The organism is Mergibacter septicus (genome assembly GCF_003265225.1).
Taxonomy (GTDB): domain Bacteria; phylum Pseudomonadota; class Gammaproteobacteria; order Enterobacterales; family Pasteurellaceae; genus Mergibacter; species Mergibacter septicus.
This window is the reverse complement of the sequence record NZ_CP022013.1, coordinates 285,675-306,368: the sequence shown is the minus strand read 5'-3', so window position 1 is coordinate 306,368 and position 20,694 is coordinate 285,675. Positions and strand designations below refer to the sequence as shown.

The following is a 20,694-nucleotide window of genomic DNA, read 5'->3' as shown; positions in this document are numbered from 1 at the left end:
CCCGTTCTTTTAGTGATAAATAAAAAATCAGCGGTTTGGATAATAAGCCTCCCGACCGCTGTTGTCATATACTTTTTAATTAAAATGGTAAATTAAATAAAAGGTTTATTACTATTCTTTAATTTTCTTAAACCCCATATTTTTGACGATATGCTTGCATTTGCGGTAAAAAATCACGATATTGTGATGATTGTGATAGATATTGCAGTAAATCATCGAAAGTAATAATTGAAAAAACTGAGCAGTGATAATCCCGTTCTACTTCCTGAATAGCCGAGATTTCTCCTTTTCCTCGCTCCTGCCGATTAAATGCAATCACCACCGCAGATAAGGTTGCTTGGTTTGCCTCAATAAGTTGCATAGACTCCCTAATCGCTGTCCCTGCTGTAATAACATCATCAACTAACAATACTCGACCTTGTAATGGGCTACCAATTAAATTTCCCCCTTCACCATGATCTTTTACCTCTTTTCGATTAAAACAGACAGGTTTATTGATATTAAATAAATTGACCAAAGCAATCGACACCGCCGTTGCAATCGGAATTCCTTTATAGGCAGGTCCAAATAACAGATCATAATCAAGTTGATGAGTTTCGATCACTCGTGCATAAAACTCACCTAACTTCGCTAAATCCTGTCCTTGATTAAACAGACCTGCATTGAAAAAATAAGGACTTTTTCGCCCAGATTTCAACGTAAATTCACCAAATTTCAGCACTTTTCGCTCTAAGGCAAATTCAATAAATTCTTTTTTGTAGGTCTGCATAATCACTCCTTTAAACTAAACAATTAATCTGCTAATACCTTGGATTGAGCTTGTATAATCTGTTCAATCCCCTGTTTTGCTAACGCTAATAAGGTTAACAACTCTTCATGGCTAAATGGCTGACCTTCAGCAGTACCTTGTACTTCAATCATACGCCCATCTTCCATCATCACCACATTCATATCCGTTTCAGCAGCCGAATCTTCAATATATTCCAAATCGCACACCGCTTGCTGATCAACAATCCCAACCGAAACTGCGGCAACCAATCCTTTAATTGGGTTGACTTTTAACAAACCTTTTTGCTGTAACCCCGTAATTGCATCAACCAAAGCGACCGCCGCACCACTGATTGCCGCAGTACGTGTACCACCATCAGCCTGAATAACATCACAATCTAAAGTAATGGTACGTTCTCCTAAGGCTGAAAGATCAACCATTGCACGTAAAGCTCGACCAATTAAGCGTTGAATTTCCATTGTGCGACCACTCTGCTTTCCTTTTGCCACTTCACGTTGAGTGCGACAATGGGTTGCCCTTGGTAACATACTGTATTCTGCGGTAATCCAACCCTGATTCTGCCCTTTTAAAAATCGAGGTACACTCTCCTCAACACTCGCTGTACACAACACTTTAGTCTCACCAAACTCAACCAATACTGAACCTTCAGCATACTTTGTATAATGACGAGTAAATTTCACTGGGCGAACTTCTGCTACACCACGTTGATTTGGACGCATAATCATCTTTCTCCACAAATATTCTAAAAATGGCGTATTCTAACACAGACCACCGCTGAATAATGCAAAGATTAAGTCAAAATTTCTTATAAACTAGAGAATGAAAAACGACATTCTCTGAATATAAAAAAAGCAGAGTAAAAACTCTGCTCTTTTTCATTAAGCGTTATTTTTTTCCTGCTTTTTTTCATCTTGCGGCAGAATTAAATTTAAACTCAACGCCAATAACGAGCCTACCGTAATGCCTGAGCCAAAAATCTCACGCACAAAAGAAGGTAATTTTTCTAAAATTTCTGGGCGTGTCGTTACCGCTAATCCACAACCTAATGAAATGGCAATGATTAAACCATTTCGTCTGCTACGTTCCACTTTATCAAGCATCTGAATACCAGCCGCAATAATCATTGCAAACATCATCAACCCTGCACCACCTAACACTGGTAATGGAATTGAGACAATCAACGCCCCTAAAAATGGGAACAATCCAGCTAACATTAATAAAACACCTGTTGTAGCAACAACATAGCGACTTGCTACACCAGTTAAAGAGATCACGCCTATATTTTGTGAAAAAGAGGAAAATGGTGTCGTTGACATCACTGCCGCTAATGCTGAACCTAGCCCATCACACAACACCCCAGCACGCAACTGCTTACCAGTAATCTCGGTTTGTGTTGCATTACCTAACGCCAAAAAGTTACCGCTAGACTCCACAATAGTTACCAAATAAGCAATACTCATTCCGATAATCCCTGCGATTGGAAAACTTAAACCAAAATGCAAGGGTTGTGGCACTGCAAAAAGTTGTGCTTGCTTAACCTGATCGAAGTTAACCCAACCAAGTAGCAATGCCAAAATATAACCAGACATCATACCAATAACAATTGCTGCGGCTGAGAAAATACCTTTCCCCCACTGCACCAAGACAATCACCAACACCAATACGAAAGTTGCCATTGCCAAATTTTCAGGGGTAGCATAATTTGCATCGCCTCGTTGCCCACCTGCAAACCAATCCACCGCAACAGGCACCAAACTTAGCCCGATCATCGTTACCACCGTGCCTGTTACAACTGGAGGAAAGAGTTTGCGAATTGCTGGCATAAAGAAACTTCCAATAATCATCACCAACGATCCGACTAGTGATGCCCCTAAAATACCTGCCACACCATCTTGACTAAAGCCTATTGCTAATGCGGCTGCGACAAAAGTAAAACTCGTTCCCATCACGCTAGGTAACCGAATCCCAACGCCACCTATTCCTAAGCACTGCACAAGTGTAACAACACCTGAAATCAACAATGCCGCATTCACCAAAGTAATGGTATCTGGTACTGGCAAATGGAGTACATTACCAATCACTAACGGTACGGCAATAATTCCACCGAGTGCAGCTAATAAATGCTGAAATGCCAACAACAACATCAAACCAAAAGGTGGTTTATCTTCAACGGTATAAAGTAACTTAAGCATAGAACCTACTTATCAAATCGTAATAATTAAACAAAGGTGGGAAAAACTCGGGCGATTATACACAGCTATTTTCAGCTAAGCAAACGATTGCTTTTTTGAAATCAGATTAAAATAATGCTAATTTTTCTGCTATAAAATAACTTTCATTTGATCGAAAAACTCCACGCCTAAATAAAATTTTGCTTAGATATATACCGATTAAAAATAGAAAGGTAATAACAAAAACTTGTGCTAGAATAATAAGTTGTAAAATTTAGAGAGTAAAATATAACAAGTTACAAATAGGAATTAAGAGATGACGAGCTTACAACAACGTGCTGAACTTCAACGCCAGATATGGGCTATTGCTAACGAAGTAAGAGGTTCGGTTGATGGTTGGGATTTCAAACAATATGTATTAGGAACACTATTCTATCGTTTTATCAGTGAAAATTTTGCCAACTATATGAATGGTGATGATGAAAGCATTAATTATGCAGCGATGTCTGATGATGATGAAAACATCAACCTGATCAAAGAAGATGCAATTAAAACCAAAGGTTATTTTATCTATCCTAGCCAGTTATTTAGTAATGTGGTCGCTAATGCAGACAAGAATGACAATTTAAACACTGACTTAAAAAAAATTTTTACCGATATTGAAAGCTCCGCCAGTGGCTACGATTCAGAAAAAGACATCAAAGGCTTATTTGACGACTTTGATACGACCAGTAATCGCCTCGGTAATACAGTAAAGGCAAAAAATGAACGCCTTACAGCCGTATTAAAAGGCGTAGCAAGTTTAACCATTGGTAACTTTGAAGACAATCAGATCGATTTATTTGGCGATGCTTACGAATTTCTTATTTCAAACTATGCCGCCAATGCTGGCAAGTCTGGTGGTGAACATTTCACCCCTCAACATGTTTCAAAATTGATTGTTCAGCTCGCTATGCACGGGCAAACCAGCGTGAATAAAATCTATGACCCTACAGCAGGTTCAGGTTCATTGCTTTTACAAGCCAAGAAACATTTTGATTCTCATCTGATTGAAGAAGGCTTCTTTGGGCAAGAAAGAACTCCCATCACCTACAACTTAGCTCGTATGAATATGTTTTTACATAACATTAATTATGACAAGTTTAATATCCAACTTGGGGATACCTTAACCGAACCGCATTTTTTACACGACAAACCCTTTGATGCGATTGTATCCAATCCACCTTATTCACAGAAATGGAACAAAGATAATGACCCAACCTTAATCAACGATGAACGCTTTGCACCAGCTGGTATCTTGGCTCCAAAATCGAAAGCAGACTTTGCTTTTATCCTTCATTCACTGAACTACCTATCAAGCAAAGGGCGTGCAGCGATTGTCTGCTTCCCCACTATTTTCTCCCGTAGTGGTAGTGGTGGTGCTGAACAAAAAATTCGCCAATATTTGGTTGATAACAACTATGTTGAAACAGTGATTTCACTCGCCCCCAATCTGTTCTTTGGGACTAAGATTGCCGTAAATATCCTAGTGCTATCTAAACACAAAGCCGATACTACCACCCAATTTATTGATGCGAGTGAACTGTTTAAAAAAGAAACCAACAAGAACGTACTGACTGATGAACATATCGAAAAAATCATCAACGTGTTTGCGAGCAAAGAAAATATTAAACACTTTGCTCAATCGGTTGAACTAAATACGATAGTCGCCAACGATTATAACCTATCAGTAAGTAGCTATGTGGAAACGAAAGACACTCGTGAGGTTATCGACATTACCAAACTGAATGCCGAACTTAAAACTACGGCTGCCAAAATCGACCAACTTCGCCGTGATATTGATATGATTATTGCGGAAATTGAAGGTGGGGAGGTTGAGGTATGAATAATTTAAGCTATTTGGAAAAGCTACTTGAAGATGTAGAAGTAGAGTGGAAGCAGCTTGCTGATATCGCTGAAATTTACAGTGGTCTTACTGGTAAGAATAAGGCTGATTTTGAGAGTGGGGATGCTAAATACATTTCCTATAAGAATATTTTCAATAACATTGAAGTTGATCCAAACCAGCTGGAACTCGTAAAAGTGAGCGAGAATGAACGTCAACATAAAGTTCGATATGGTGATATTTTATTTACAGGATCATCGGAAATTGCAGTAGAAGCAGGAATGTCTTCTGCAGTCACGATCGATTTCAAAGAACCTGTCTACCTAAATAGCTTCTCGTTTGGTGTAAGGTTCAATGATGATGTCAAGATGATGCCTGAGTTCTCAAAGTACTTATTCCGTAGCAGATTCATGCGGGCAGAGATTGCCAAATCAGCAAGTGGAGTGACCCGCTTTAATATATCCAAAGCCAGATTTAAAAAAATCCTAGTCCCCATTCCATGCCCAAACAATCCTGAAAAATCACTAGCAATACAAGCGGAAATTGTACGCATTCTGGATACATTTACCGAGCTGACCGCCGAGCTGACCGCCGAGCTTAACATGCGGAAAAAACAATACAACTATTACCGTAACCAATTATTGAGTTTTAAAGAAGATGAAGTGGAGTGGAAGACGCTAGGTGAAATTGGGAACTTTATACGTGGTAATGGATTACAAAAAAAAGACCTTCTAACAAAGGGATTTCCTGCTATACATTATGGTCAAATTTATACCAAATATGGTCTGACAGCAAATGAAACTTTCTCTTATATCTCAGATGAATTGGGGAAAAAATTAAGAAAAGCAAATTACAATGACCTATTGCTTGCAACAACATCAGAAAATGACGAGGATGTGGTAAAGCCTCTTGCATGGTTAGGAAATGATGTCGCAATTTCAGGTGATATGATGTTATTTCGACATAAGCAAAATGTTAAGTATTTAGCACACTTTTTCCTAACAGAAAATTTCCAAGCACAGAAAAGAAAATACATAACTGGAGCAAAAGTTCGCAGGGTTTCTAGCACTGATCTAGCTAAAATCGTTGTTCCCATTCCATACCCAAATAATCCAGAAAAATCACTTGCTGAACAAGCACGTATTGCATCTATTTTGGATAAATTCGACACGTTAACAACTTCGCTCCAAGAAGGTCTTCCACGTGAAATAGAATTACGCCAAAAACAATACGAATATTATCGTGATCTACTGTTAAATTTCCCTAAACCTGATCCAGATAAGGCGGATTAATGAGTAAAACACTGACCTTACAAGACAAATCACTGAGTTTTTACTTTACACCACGCCCAACGGGGATATTAACAATTTAATAAACAACAAAAAAGAGAGTCCGACTTTAACCCTGTAGTTAAAAATTTGTTAGACCAAGGCAATCAGAAAAAGGATATCAACAAATGGCCAGTTACAAAACAATTGCTGAATCAACTAATTTTATTGTTTTAGATAAATATACACGGCAAGACCAAGTTGCTGAGGGCTATCAAACAGAAGCAGATTTAGAACGTGAGCTAATTCGGGATCTCAAAAACCAAGGCTATGAGTATCTACAATTAAATTCTCAAGAGGCGATGTTAGCGAATATCCGCACCCAATTACAAAGCCTAAATGACGTTGAGTTTACTGATGCTGAATGGATTCGCTTTTGTGAACAATACTTAACCCCAAAAAACGATACGATCATTGACAAAACCCGTAAAGTGCACAGTGATTATATTTTCGATTTTGTCTTTGATGATGGGCATATCGAAAACATCTACCTGTTCGATAAGAAAACCATTGCTCGCAATAAAGTGCAAGTTATTAATCAGTTCACACAAACAGGAAGCTATACCAACCGTTATGATGTAACAATTTTAGTCAATGGCTTGCCTTTAGTTGAAATTGAATTGAAGAAACGTGGTGTAGCAATTCGAGAAGCCTTTAACCAAACACACCGATACAGCAAAGAGAGCTTTAATGCTGAAAATTCGTTGTACAAGTACTTACAACTTTTTGTAATCTCAAATGGCACAGATACTCGCTATTTTGCCAATACCACGAAACGTGATAAGAACAGTTTCGATTTTACGATGAATTGGGCAAAATCAGACAATACTCTCATTAAGGATCTGAAAGACTTTACCGCTACCTTTTTCCAAAAAGAAACGTTACTTGAAGTGATCTTGCGTTACTCGGTATTTGATGTCAGCAATACCTTACTCGTGATGCGTCCTTACCAAATTGCAGCTACCGAGCGTATTTTATGGAAGATAAAAAGTGCTTTTAACAGCAAGAATTGGAGTAGCACTGAAAGCGGCGGATATATTTGGCATACCACTGGTTCAGGAAAAACCCTTACCAGTTTCAAAGCGGCACAATTAGCAACAAATTTAGACTTTATAGATAAAGTCTTCTTTGTGGTGGATAGAAAAGATCTTGACTATCAGACGATGAAAGAATACCAACGTTTCTCACCTGATAGTGTAAACGGTTCAGACAGTACCGCAGGGCTTAAACGTAACCTTGATAAGAATGACAATAAAATTGTGGTAACCACTATCCAGAAACTCAACAACTTAATCAAAAGTGAGAGTGATTTACCTATCTACAATAAGCAAGTTGTATTTATTTTTGATGAATGCCATCGAAGTCAATTCGGTGAAGCACAGAAAAACCTACAGAAGAAATTTAAAAAATACTATCAGTTTGGCTTTACAGGTACACCAATTTTCGAACAAAACTCTCTAGATGGTAAAACCACGAAGGACGTATTCGGTCGGCAATTACACTCTTATGTGATCACTGATGCGATTCGTGATGAAAAAGTGCTTAAATTCAAAGTGGACTATAACGATGTTCGCCCAAAATTTAAACACATTGAGACTGAACAAGATGACAAAAAACTCAGTACAGCCGAAAATAAACAAGCATTTTTACATCCAGAGCGAATCCGTGAAATCTCACAATACATTCTGAACCATTTTAATCAAAAAACGCATCGAAATGATTCGAGTGGAAAAGGGTTTAATGCCATGTTTGCGGTAAGTAGTGTCGATGCCGCTAAAGCATATTATGAAACCTTTAAAACATTACAAGCTGAGAATAAACAAACAAAAAAACCTTTACGTATCGCAACGATATTCTCATTTGCGGCTAACGAAGAACAAGATGCCATTGGTGATATCCCAGATGAAAGCTATGAAGTGAGTGTGATGAATAGCAGTGCGAAAGAGTTCTTGAGTGCTGCGATTAAAGATTACAATGCGATGTTTAAATCTAACTATGACGTGGATAGTAATGGCTTTCAAAATTACTACCGTGATCTTGCCAAGCGAGTTAGGCATCAAGAAATAGATTTGTTGATAGTGGTCGGTATGTTTTTGACAGGCTTTGATGCCCCTACACTCAATACTTTATTTGTTGATAAAAATTTACGCTATCACGGTTTGATACAGGCATTTTCTCGTACTAACCGTATTTATGACGCAACTAAAACCTTTGGTAATATTGTTACTTTCCGAGATCTAGAGCAAGCAACCATTGATGCTATTACTCTATTTGGTAATGAAAATACTAAAGAGGTGGTACTGGAAAAGAGTTACAAAGAATATATGGAAGGCTTTAACGATATTGCTACTAACCAAGCACGTCAAGGCTTTATTGATATTATAAAAGCCTTGCAAGAACGCTTTCCAAACCCACAAAATATTGAAAAAGAACAAGATAAGAAAGACTTTGTCAAACTTTTTAATGAATACCTAAAAGCAGAAAATATTTTACAAAACTACGATCAATTTGCTGCTTTAAAAGCCTTACAAAACTTAGATACCAGTGATGAACAAGCTGTTGAAGAATTTAAGTTAAGGCACTATCTAAACGATGATGATATTAAGGCAATACAAACCATCAATATGCTAAGTGAACGAGCTATCCAAGATTATCGCTCTACTTATAATGATATTCGTGATTGGCTACGCCGTGAAAATACAGGTCAGGAGAAAGATAAGTCAACTATAAATTGGGAAGATGTCGTCTTTGAGGTTGATTTACTTAAATCTCAAGAAATTAACCTTGATTATATTCTTGAACTGATTTTTGACCACAATCAGAAAAACAAATCCAAAGAAGATGTGATTGAAGAAGCCTGTCGTATAATTCGAGGTGGTCTTGATAATAGGGCGAAAGAGAGCTTAATAGTCGATTTTATTAACCAAACAGATCTGGATGAATTCAATGATAAGGCTAGTATTATTGATGCTTTTTTCAAGTTTGCCCAAGCAGAACAAAAACATGAAGCCGATACCATCATTGCCACTGAAAAACTCAATGAAGACGCCGCTAAACGCTATATATCCACATCACTTAAACGAGGCTATGCCTCTGAAAATGGTATAGAACTGAATGAAGCATTACCAAAACTTAGCCCTTTGAATCCACAATATCGAACGAAAAAGCAAACTGTTTTCCAAAAAATCTCAGATTTTATTCAAAAATTCAAAGGGATAGGTGGGCAAATATAAAAATTACAATCTATCGCAATGCTGTTTATCAAAGTAGTGATCTAGATTTCAGTGTATCTATTCTCTTTGTAAACAGCATTTAGAAAGGATTAAGCTCTAGTAGAGGAATAAAAGCATAATGTTAAAAATCAACATTGGAGCACCTCTTCTCTCTATAAGAAACACACCACTGAGAGTAATGAGAGTAAATAGTAACCAATTAGATCATCATTAATTGTTTATCATTTGAAGATCAGGGACAATACCCTCCAATTACAATTAACCTACGGATTAAAATACAAGAGAAAATCTCTTAATGTATATGCAAATCCGTATATGAACGAAAAGAAGTTATCCATGCCAGATCAAAACTTTCTTAATCAAATCAATAAGCGAAGAACTTTCGCAATCATCTCGCATCCTGATGCAGGGAAAACTACTATTACTGAAAAAGTGTTACTTTACGGACAAGCGATTAAAACCGCTGGAACGGTAAAAGGGCGAGGTTCTAGTCAGCACGCTAAATCAGACTGGATGGAGATGGAAAAACAACGTGGGATTTCAATTACCACCTCTGTTATGCAGTTTCCTTATAACGATTGTTTAGTCAACTTGTTAGATACTCCTGGACACGAAGATTTTTCTGAAGATACTTATCGTACTTTAACTGCTGTTGACAGTTGTCTGATGGTGATCGACTCTGCTAAAGGGGTTGAAGAGCGGACAATTAAATTAATGGAAGTAACACGGTTGCGAGATACGCCAATTTTAACTTTTATGAATAAACTTGACCGTGATATTCGAGATCCGATGGAGTTATTAGATGAAGTTGAAAGTGTTTTGAAAATTCACTGTTCTCCTATTACTTGGCCAATTGGATGTGGCAAGCTATTTAAAGGGGTTTATCATCTCTATAAAGATGAAACTTATCTATATCAAACAGGGCAAGGGCATACTATCCAAGAAGTACGGATCATTAAAGGGCTAAATAATCCCGAGTTAGATCAAGCGGTTGGTAGTGATTTGGCAAGCCAGTTAAGAGATGAACTAGAATTAGTGCAAGGGGCAAGCAATCCGTTTGATTTAGATCTATTCTTAAAAGGAGAATTAACTCCTGTCTTCTTCGGCACGGCATTAGGTAATTTTGGGGTTGATCATATGTTAGATGGCTTAACAGAATGGTCGCCAGCTCCTCAAGCTCGCCAAACAAATAGCCGTTTAGTTGACTCACATGAAGAAAAACTAACAGGATTTGTCTTCAAAATTCAAGCCAATATGGATCCAAAACACCGAGATCGTGTTGCCTTTATGCGGATTGTTTCGGGCAAATATGAAAAAGGGATGAAGTTCCGCCACGTTAGAATTAATAAAGATGTGGTGATTTCCGATGCGTTGACCTTTATGGCAGGCGATCGTTCTCACGCTGAAACTGCTTACGCTGGTGATATCATTGGGTTACATAACCACGGTACCATTCAAATTGGTGATACCTTTACTCAAGGGGAAGATCTAAAATTTACGGGCATACCAAACTTTGCACCTGAATTATTCCGCCGTATTCGGTTAAAAGATCCATTAAAACAAAAGCAATTATTAAAAGGCTTAGTCCAACTTTCTGAAGAAGGAGCGGTGCAGGTTTTTCGTCCATTAGCGAATAATGATCTAATCGTTGGTGCGGTTGGTGTTCTTCAATTTGATGTTGTTGTTGCTCGACTAAAAAGTGAATATAACGTTGAAGCGGTGTATGAAACTGTTAATGTAGCAACCGCTCGTTGGGTTGAATGTGCTGATGGGAAAAAATTTGAAGAATTTAAACGCAAAAATGAACAAAACTTAGCACTTGATGGGGGAGATAATTTAACTTACATTGCACCAACAATGGTAAACCTAAATTTAACCCAAGAACGCTATCCAGACGTTGAATTCTTTAAAACTCGTGAACATTAATTCCTAATCAAACAGCACGCTTTAGTGCTGTTTTTTTTATCTCAAGCATTGATTTTATGATAAAGATCATAAAATTAAATGAAATGTAACAAATTTAACATTTTTCAGTTGTCGGATATACCCCCGAACTATAAAATATTTCGTTAATTAAACTATATAATCTTGCTATATCTCATAATATTTTTAGGAAAAAATATGAGTACACCACACATTCTCATCGTTGAAGACGAACCCGTAACCCGTAATACCTTGAAATCTATTTTTGAAGCCGAAGGATACAATGTATTTGAAGCGTCAGATGGTGTGCAAATGCACAGTTTACTCACGTCAAAACATATTGATCTTGTTATTATGGATATTAATCTCCCGGGTAAAAATGGTTTACTACTTGCTAGAGAATTAAGAGAAAACACAAATACAGCATTAATTTTCTTAACTGGACGTGATAATGAAGTGGATAAAATTCTTGGTTTAGAAATTGGGGCTGATGATTATATTACTAAACCTTTCAATCCAAGAGAATTGACTATCCGTGCAAGAAATTTATTACAACGGACAATGCAGGATAAAGGGCGAGAACACGAAAAACACCCTGATTACTACCGCTTTAATAATTGGACATTGGATTTAAACAGCCGTACTTTAATCACCCCTGAAGGGGTACCTCATAAACTTCCACGTAGTGAGTTTAGGGCGATGTTACATTTTTGTGAAAATCCGGGAAAAATCCAAACTCGAGATGAACTGTTACGCCGTATGACTGGACGTGAATTGCGTCCAAATGATCGGACAGTTGATGTTACCATTCGCCGTATTCGTAAACATTTTGAAGACCACCCAGATACCCCTGAATTAATTGCCACTATTCACGGTGAAGGGTATCGTTTTTGTGGGGAATTAGAATAAAAGAAAAGGTCTGAAAAAATTCAGACCTTTTATCTTATAAACTTAAACACTTGAAAAGTCTGAAAATAATTTTTCAGACTTTTCTTTTAAGTTAGGTTAGATCATTGGTGATGAGATCGTGAGTATCATCTAAGACTAAACTCATATAACGTTCATATTGCTTGAGAATATCTGCAATCATTTCATCTTTTGTCATATATTGGACATCATAGCCTTCACGACCATCATTAAAATAAGTAATTGGTTCATAAATATTACGATTTTCAATATGTGGCAAACTATCATCTTCAATTAAAACATTAGATAATGTCCGTTTTTGGCAGCGTACTCCATATAAGAAATTCTGAATATTATCTTTCTTAATCACCAATGCCATTTGTAATGATTTTGGATTTTTGTGTTTAATTTCTGCATTCAAGCCATAAGACTGTAATTCATTCATAATATCTATAAACGCAGGCTCAACAACATTACTAAAGAATAAACGAATATCTGCACGTTGTGGTTGGTTTAAGATTTTCTCTAAACGTTCTTTCCACGTTTTTCCAGTCCATAAAGCACTACCATGGGCAAATTTCTTCGTAAAATATTGATTATCAACCATTAAACCTTGCCATAAACCAACACAAAGAAGCAACATAATGAAGGTAAAAGGTAAAGCGATAACCAAGGTCATAGTCTGTAATGCAGATAAACCATCAGAACGTAATAAAGCTAAAGCCAATAAGGTTAACAACACCGCCCAGAAAACACTTTGCCAAGCTGGCGATTTATCTTTCCCTTGTGAGGCAATATTATTAATAACATAAATACCTGAATCGGCAGAGGTTACAAAAAATAGTGAGATAATAATCAATGCCATCACTGAAGCAATCATTCCAGCTGGTAACTGATCAAAAAAGCCAAATAACAACGCTTCAGTATTATCTTTTAAAGCGGTTAAACTACCTTGAGTTTGTTCATCAATCCAAATTGCACTATTACCAAATACGGTCATCCATAAAGCATTAAATAGGGAAGGAACAAATAAAACCCCTAAAATAAATTCACGGATTGAACGCCCACGAGAAATTTTAGCGATAAATAATCCGACAAATGGTGCCCAAGAAACCCACCACGCCCAATACACTATCGTCCACGCATTAAACCAGCTATGTTTGTCTGGTTCATTTGCAAAGGTTCGGAAACTCAAGCTAATCAAATTACTTAAATAGTTACCTAAATTTTGTGAGAAACTGGTGAAAAAATATAAGGTTGGTCCCACCACTAAAACAAAAAGTAATAACAATAACGCCATACCTAAGTTAATTTCACTCAAGCGGCGAACTCCTTTTGATACCCCAGTAATCGCTGAGATCATCGCTAATACCATCACAATCACAATAATGATCGATAGGGTTGAAAAACTGCGATTATCAATCCAACCAATAGCATTTAATCCTGCATCAAGTTGTAAAGCTCCATATCCTAAAGTGGTGGTAACCCCAAAAACCGTGCTACATAATGCAACTACATCAATTAAATGCCCCCAAAAACCACTAATACGATGTTTGAGTAATGGATAAAAACCTGAACGAATGGTTAAAGGTAATTTATAACGAAAGCCAAAATAAGATAAAGCAAGTCCAATTACGGCATAAATTGCCCAAGCGTGAATCCCCCAGTGATAGAAGGACATTAACATCGCATCTTCAATCCGTTCCGTCTGAGTCGCTTCTGGGTTGAGTGGAGCCGCATAATGTAATATTGGCTCTGCAACACCAAAATACATTAACCCAATTCCCATACCCGCAGCAAATAACATTGCCATCCACGAAAGGAAAGGATATTCTGGCTCTTCATTTTCACCACCTAATTTAATATCCCCTAAACGTCCAGCACAAAGCAAAATTAAAAAGAGAATAAAAATAGATACGGCTAAGACATAAAACCAGCTAAAGTGGGTAAAAATCCAGCTTTTTGTACTATTTAAAGCAGTTTGTGCTGTCTGAGGAAAAACAGTACAAAAAATAACAACAGCAAAAATAAAAATGATACTCGGTAGGAATATCGGCGTTCTAAACGTACTTGAAGTACGCAAATTATGTAGAATAGTCAAAATTAGCTCCCATTTAACATTCAAAATAATTTGTAACACTATATTTTATAAAGAAATTTTTATATAAGGTTCAGACTAAATTTAGTTCTGATAATGGTATGAAATTTAAGATTGATTGAATTGGTCAAATGCTATCAATACCAATATAAGTATCTATAACTTTCCCATTCACAATAAACCTATCTCGTGTAATTCTAAAAAGCGTTCAAGATGTGGTGTACAAATTAGAAACATACTAACATATTATGCTAAAAAAGACAAATTATGTAGTTTAGTATATTACAAAAAAGCATTTTTCAGTATAAAATATTAGTTCAAAGCAATTATTTAACCATCCTTGATTCTAACGAAATAAAAATACCTAGCATAAATTGCTAGGTATTTAACTTTCTATTTATTGACGTTTTTATCTATTTAGTCGATTTTTGACGTTTTAAATAGCGAATTTTACGTTCTTCAGCAATCGCCACAATGGCAAGTAAAGCGGTACAAGCTATCGCTGAAACGTCTAATGCAGCAAAAGTACCACTCCAACCTGTTAATCCAAAAATTGGGGTGCCATCTGCGATCATACCTAAACCTAATTTTGCAAAACTATCACCAATTAAATAGGCAAAAGTACCTTTAACCCCATCAGCGACACTAATTGCTTTTTTCGGTACAAAGCCAACAGCAGCAACCCCAATTAAAAGTTGTGGCCCGAAAACTAAAAAGCCTAAAATAAACATTGAGGCTAAATACATCACTTCACTATTTGCAAATTGATAAAGTGAAAGAGCAAACACAATTGCAATTAAAGCAACACAAGCAACCAAGGCACGGCGTCCATTCGCTAAATCGGATAAAGCTCCCCACATTAATGTTCCTACTAATGCCCCAATTTCAAACAAGGCAAAACCAGAAATAGCATAATCTTTCGAGAAGCCTAATACTTCATAAGCATAAACAGGTGACCATTGATCAATCCCAATGCGTACGATATACAAGAAAATATTTGCAAAACAAAGCAACCAAATTACTGGATTTTTTAGAATATATTGCACAAAGATCTGCCATTTTGTTAGTTTATTTTCTTCGGCATCAAGATCTTCTTCACTCAATGGCTCTTCAAACAGTTCTTCAACTTTCCCTAAACCATAGGCTTCTGGGGAATCAGAACCATAACGCAAACCAATAAAACCAACAATTAAGGCAATTACCGATGGGAAGATAAACATACCGATTACGTGTCCATCAAACAGCACATTTGCACCAAAAACGGCTACACCAGCTGCTGCTGCACCACCGATATTATGTGACATATTCCATAAACCTAGGTATGAGCCACGTTTATTACGTGGTGTCCATTTTGTAATGGTTGAATAACTTGATGGACCACCTGTACTTTGAAAAAAGCCACTTAATCCATAAAATGCCACCATTAAAAAGATACTCACACTGCCTGCTCCCATACTAGCACTAAAGCCTAACATACAGATCGCAGATAAAATCAGCATAAATGGAATAAATTGTTTCGTATTCTTACCATCTGCATAATAAGAAACAACCGTTTTTCCGATACCATATGCAATAGAGAAACCTAAACCAATATAGCCTAAATCTGTTTTAGTTAATCCATAAGTTGCTATCATATCATTTTGAGCAACATTAAAATTCTTACGGATTAAATACATTGTCATATAGCCAATAAATACGACTAAATATGACTGCATAAACGGTTTAAACCACATTTGACGACGTTTTTCTACTGGTAAGTCTAATGTAGGTTTTCTTACTTCTTGTAAGAAATTAAGCATACAACACCTCGTGTTAAGATTAATAATTTGAATTGCTTTTACTTCAATCTGAAATATTTTTTCAAGATAAAATAAATTTGCGAAGTATAGCACACCACTTGAAAAGGAAAAGGTGAAAAGCTTGGGAGTTTGATCTAACTCCAAAAAAACTTAGGAGATTACTCAAAAAGAAGTATTCAGCAAAAACAATAATGCTATCCAATATTAAAATGTAGTCTAACTTTTTGGGGGCAGATCAAAACTATCCCTTTTATTTTTTAAGTACTTAATTTGCCTTAGCAGTAATACGACACCATTCTTCTCTTTCAACCACAGGGTCAAAAGCAAAACTTGTAGGATAAGCAGTAATCACCGCTTGAGCTTGTGTATTTAATACTCCAGATAAGCCAAGATCCCCTTGTGGTAAAACTAATTGACTAATCACTGGAGATAATTCTTTTAGTGGACCTGCCAGAATATTCGCGATCACGACTTCTGCTTTTAAATTATCAGGCTGTTCTGTTGGTAAATATAAGTGTAAACGATCTTCAACCCCATTGCGCTGTGCATTAGCATAACTTGCTTGTAATGCTTGCGGATCAATATCAATTCCTATCGCTTGTTTTGCCCCTAGTTTTAAAGCTGCAATTGCTAATATGCCTGAACCACACCCAAAATCAATAATCGTTTTACCTTTGAGATCTAAACTATCTAGCCATTCTAAACACAATGCCGTAGTTGGGTGAGTGCCTGTACCAAAAGCTAATCCGGGATCAAGCATCACGTTTACGGCATTGGGATCTGGTACAGGTCGCCAGCTTGGACAAATCCATAATTTTTTTCCAAATTGCATTGGGTGGAAATTATCCATCCACTCTCTTTCCCAATCTTTATCTTCAATTTGTTCAATTTTATATGCAAACTCTGCCGCTACTAAACCACTTTGTTTTAACGCGGCTAAGATCAATGCCATATCAGTTTCTGCATCAAATAATGCAACAACATCAGTATTACCCCAAAGTCGTGTTTCCCCCGGTAAAGGTTCAAAAATTGGGGTATCTTGACTATCCATAAAAGTCACGGATACCGCACCTATTTCTGTTAAAAAGTCGCTAATTGTTTCTGCTTCTTTATCAGTACTATTCAAACGAAGTTGTACCCAAGCCATATTTTTTCCTTCTAATATTTAAAAAAATGCTATAAAAAATTAACGTTCACCAAATTTATTGCCGACTAAAAACGCAATTAAGCCTAAACTTAGTGCTGGCACAATAGCGTGAAAATCAAATATTTTTAATCCGAATGTAGTTAATACAATGTAAGTTACCAAGCCAACCAGCATTGAGCAAATCGCCCCAATTGCATTTGCTTTTTCCCAATACAATCCCAACACTATTACCCATAAAAATGCCGCTTCTAAGCCACCAAAAGCAAATAAGTTTAGCCAAATAATCATTTTAGGTGGATTGAGTGCAGCTAAAATCAAGAAAAAGGATAAGAATAAAGTAATTCCCGTTGACAATAAACTAATGCGTTTTTGATTAGTTGCCATTTCTGGTTTATACGCCAAATAAAGATCTTTGACGAATACTGAAGACGATTGGATTAACTGTGCATCAATGGTTGACATAATCGCAGACATTGGTGCAGCAAGAAAAATACCTGCCACAACTGGTGGTAAAACCTGTACCATTAAAGTAGGTATAACTAAATCTGGTATATTCAAATCTGGAATGATTGCTCTTCCTAATGCACCAGATAAATGCATTCCCAACATAATAATGCTTAATACTAATGTACCAATAATCATTCCATTATGTAACGCTTTACTATCTTTATATGCCATACAACGAATTGCCGTATGAGGTAAACCCACAACCCCAAAACAAACTAAAATCCAAAATGAAGACATAAAAGTAAAACTCAGCATATTATTTGGTCCCATAGGGGTTACCAAACCCGGATCAATGTTACTTAAACGCTCTAATGCAACCTCGATCCCACCTGCTGCATAGATCACGCCAGCTAATAATAGAATCGTTCCGATCATCATCACTGTTCCTTGAATGACATCAGTAACGACCACTGCTCTAAATCCACCAATAAAAGTATATAATCCCACGGTGATCGCAAAAATAAATAATGCTTGGCGATATTCTAGTCCAATGGTTGTTTCAAGTAATCTTGCACCACCAATAAATTGTACAGTCATTGCCGCAAAAAATGAGATTAATAAGGCAATACAAGAGATCCAAACTAAATACTTATTCTTATAACGATAAAGAAGTAAATCATTGATAGTTAAGGCATTAGAACGCCGTGCTAGTAACGCAAATTTCTTTCCCAATGCCCCTAATGCTAAAAAAACAACTGGCACTTGGATCATTGCAAGTAACACCCAGCCTAAGCCAAATTTATATGCTGCTCCCGGTCCTCCAACAAATGAGCTTGCACTAGCATAGGTGGCAGCTGTTGTCATTGCCAGTACAATCCCAGTCATTGAACGATTACCTAAGTAATATTCTGTGAGAAAATCCCCTGTTTTCCGTTTGTAATAAGCATAAAATGCAGCAGCAAAAACACAGGTTAAGTAAATAACAAGTGGAAAAATAATTGCATAATTTAAATTCATCTTTTTACCCCTATTTACTTTTCTGAATTTTTATTTAAATCAATATCTTGATAAACAAAACGGGTAACAACAAAAACAATCAGACTAAATAAAATCGGTAAATAGAGGCAAGACAGCTCAAACCATAATGGAAAGCCTAACCAGCCTGAGGTTTTAGGGGAAAGATATGCACAAACACACCAGCCAACAAGATACAATAATGTTATCCATAATGACCAGCGTGCTTCTTTTGTCGCTTGTTGATAACGAAAATCTTTTAACATAAGGTTTTCCTTTAATTTGAAGGTGGTAATGGTTAATTTAGAACCTTCACTATACATAAAAAAAACTCTGTGTAAATATTACGCAAAGTTTTTATCTTCATATTAAATATATGCTTAGCACAAATAAATCTATTTAGGTTAATTCAGTCTCTAAATCTAACATCTCTTCAGAAAGGATAATTCCAGTTAAATCCGCATAAATATAATCTTCAGGATAGAAAGACACACCACCAAAATTAACAGGCTGATCAACTTTTCCATCATTCTCATCATCTGCACTGACTGGAATAGGTGCAAGTGCTTGAATACCAATATTAATATTTTCTAATTGGCTAATTTGACGCACTGCACCATAAACAATAATACCTTCCCAACCATTGTCTGCTGCTAATTGAGCCAATTCAGCATCAATTAATGCCCGACGAACAGAACCGCCGCCATCAACTAATAAAACACGTCCTTGCCCTTCTTCTTCTAAAATTTCAGCGATTAATCCGTTACTTTCAAAACATTTCACTGTGGTAATTTTTCCCCAAAATGACGAAACACCACCAAAACTCGAAAATATCGGTTCAACTACATCAATCTGTTCAAAATAGATATCACAAAGTTCTGAAGTATCAATACGCATTACACTATCCTTAATCATCAAAAGAAATAAACTGTTATTAGTATAAACGGATAATCTTAAATTACCAATCAAAGCCTAATATTAATGCCACACTAAATAATACATTAATTAATAATGCCAACATCGCCATTTGTGCTAATAATGGACGTAATTGCATTGGATCGGTTGCGAATAAAACGGCTTTCCCTTGTTTAAATAATAAGGGTAAAGGCAACAACATTAAGTAATAAATATTATGCCAAGTTAAACTAAATAATGCCGCCCAATATAAAAGGAATGAAAACGATAATAAAAAAAGATGATATATTTTAGCATTCCGTTCTCCCAAACGTACCGCTAAAGTATTTTTCCCAACCTTTTTATCCTGTTCTAGATCTCGTAAATTATTAATATTTAAGACTGCTGCTGCCAATAATCCAGAAGCCGTTGCAACCGAAAAAACCGTTAAATTTAAATAATACGCTTGCAAATAAAACGTTCCGCCAACGGCTAACCAACCAAAAAAGATTAAAACAGAAATATCCCCTAATCCTAGATAACCATATGGTTTACGCCCTACGGTATAAGTAATGGAAGCAATAATCGCTAAAATACCTAATAATCCAAAAACCACTAGATCTTTAATACTATGATAAGCCAGTATAATTAACGTGCTACCACTGACTAAAGTTAAAAGAATTAAAATCAACAACGCAATTTTAAGCTGGGTTGCAGTAATTGCACCTTGTTGAATACCACGTAAAGGCCCTATCCGCTCCGTAGTATCAGCCCCTTTTAAATGATCGCCATAATCATTCGCAAAATTTGATACTATCTGTAACAATAATGCAGTAATAATGGCAAGTAAAGTAACCCCTACATTAAAGCTTTCAAATCGATAAGCAAGTGCAGCTCCCGTCATAATAGAAGCTAAAGCTAATGGTAACGTTTTAGGGCGAGCTGTTACTAACCACATTTTTAATTGATTTTGAGTCATAAATAATTGCTATCTCTTTAATCTCAAAGGTAAATATGAATAATACTTAAATAATTTAAATGAAACGAATAATTTTATAC

Annotated in this window: 15 protein-coding genes; 5 read left to right on the top strand and 10 right to left on the bottom strand. The window is 36.4% G+C overall.

Annotation, left to right across the window (positions count from 1 at the left end; genetic code table 11):
• Positions 1-127 precede the first annotated feature (127 nt).
• The 3 genes from pyrE to CEP47_RS01445 all read right to left on the bottom strand — a co-directional run bounded on the left by pyrE (position 128) and on the right by CEP47_RS01445 (position 2,982).
• Entirely contained in the window at positions 128-769 is a 642-nt protein-coding gene (pyrE, locus tag CEP47_RS01455) for an orotate phosphoribosyltransferase (protein ID WP_261919750.1), read from the bottom strand.
• A 23-nt stretch (positions 770-792) separates the two neighbouring features.
• Complete coding sequence (gene rph, locus CEP47_RS01450) at positions 793-1,509, bottom strand: ribonuclease PH (RefSeq protein WP_261921015.1); 717 nt, start codon at positions 1,507-1,509, stop codon at positions 793-795.
• Positions 1,510-1,668: 159 nt separating this feature from the next.
• Entirely contained in the window at positions 1,669-2,982 is a 1,314-nt protein-coding gene (locus CEP47_RS01445; protein ID WP_261919751.1) for a nucleobase:cation symporter-2 family protein, read from the bottom strand.
• 295 nt (positions 2,983-3,277) lie between these two features.
• On the opposite strand from CEP47_RS01445, the gene CEP47_RS01440 reads away from it, so the two are divergent.
• From CEP47_RS01440 to arcA, 5 genes are all read left to right on the top strand, one after another.
• Positions 3,278-4,846 (top strand): type I restriction-modification system subunit M, encoded by a 1,569-nt coding sequence (locus CEP47_RS01440; protein ID WP_261919752.1) that lies wholly within the window; start codon positions 3,278-3,280, stop codon positions 4,844-4,846.
• Positions 4,843-6,138 carry a restriction endonuclease subunit S gene (locus tag CEP47_RS01435; RefSeq protein ID WP_261919753.1) on the top strand — a complete coding sequence of 432 codons (1,296 nt, stop codon included), beginning with the start codon at positions 4,843-4,845 and terminating at the stop codon, positions 6,136-6,138. The genes CEP47_RS01440 and CEP47_RS01435 overlap by 4 nt, the downstream gene beginning before the upstream one ends.
• A 164-nt stretch (positions 6,139-6,302) precedes the next feature.
• Positions 6,303-9,407 (top strand): type I restriction endonuclease subunit R, encoded by a 3,105-nt coding sequence (locus CEP47_RS01430; protein WP_261919754.1) that lies wholly within the window; start codon positions 6,303-6,305, stop codon positions 9,405-9,407.
• A 336-nt stretch (positions 9,408-9,743) separates the two neighbouring features.
• Positions 9,744-11,333, top strand: coding sequence for a peptide chain release factor 3 (prfC, locus tag CEP47_RS01425; protein ID WP_265482661.1), 1,590 nt, complete (start codon positions 9,744-9,746; stop codon positions 11,331-11,333).
• Between the two features lie 195 nt (positions 11,334-11,528).
• Positions 11,529-12,239, top strand: coding sequence for a two-component system response regulator ArcA (gene arcA, locus CEP47_RS01420; RefSeq protein WP_261919755.1), 711 nt, complete (start codon positions 11,529-11,531; stop codon positions 12,237-12,239).
• A gap of 91 nt (positions 12,240-12,330) precedes the next feature.
• On the opposite strand, the gene CEP47_RS01415 is transcribed toward arcA, so the two are convergent.
• The 7 genes from CEP47_RS01415 to CEP47_RS01385 all read right to left on the bottom strand — a co-directional run bounded on the left by CEP47_RS01415 (position 12,331) and on the right by CEP47_RS01385 (position 20,614).
• Positions 12,331-14,337 (bottom strand): BCCT family transporter, encoded by a 2,007-nt coding sequence (locus CEP47_RS01415; protein WP_261919756.1) that lies wholly within the window; start codon positions 14,335-14,337, stop codon positions 12,331-12,333.
• A gap of 410 nt (positions 14,338-14,747) precedes the next feature.
• Entirely contained in the window at positions 14,748-16,133 is a 1,386-nt protein-coding gene (gene uhpT, locus CEP47_RS01410) for a hexose-6-phosphate:phosphate antiporter (protein ID WP_261919757.1), read from the bottom strand.
• 265 nt (positions 16,134-16,398) lie between these two features.
• Positions 16,399-17,280 carry a 50S ribosomal protein L11 methyltransferase gene (gene prmA / locus CEP47_RS01405; RefSeq protein WP_261919758.1) on the bottom strand — a complete coding sequence of 294 codons (882 nt, stop codon included), beginning with the start codon at positions 17,278-17,280 and terminating at the stop codon, positions 16,399-16,401.
• A 39-nt stretch (positions 17,281-17,319) separates the two neighbouring features.
• Positions 17,320-18,744 carry a sodium/pantothenate symporter gene (gene panF / locus CEP47_RS01400; protein WP_261919759.1) on the bottom strand — a complete coding sequence of 475 codons (1,425 nt, stop codon included), beginning with the start codon at positions 18,742-18,744 and terminating at the stop codon, positions 17,320-17,322.
• A gap of 14 nt (positions 18,745-18,758) precedes the next feature.
• Positions 18,759-19,007, bottom strand: coding sequence for a YhdT family protein (locus CEP47_RS01395; protein ID WP_261919760.1), 249 nt, complete (start codon positions 19,005-19,007; stop codon positions 18,759-18,761).
• Positions 19,008-19,140: 133 nt separating this feature from the next.
• Positions 19,141-19,638 (bottom strand): ribonuclease E activity regulator RraA, encoded by a 498-nt coding sequence (gene rraA, locus CEP47_RS01390; protein ID WP_261919761.1) that lies wholly within the window; start codon positions 19,636-19,638, stop codon positions 19,141-19,143.
• Between the two features lie 61 nt (positions 19,639-19,699).
• Positions 19,700-20,614: a 1,4-dihydroxy-2-naphthoate polyprenyltransferase gene (locus tag CEP47_RS01385; protein WP_261919762.1), complete on the bottom strand. Its 915-nt coding sequence runs from the start codon at positions 20,612-20,614 to the stop codon at positions 19,700-19,702.
• Positions 20,615-20,694: the final 80 nt, after the last annotated feature.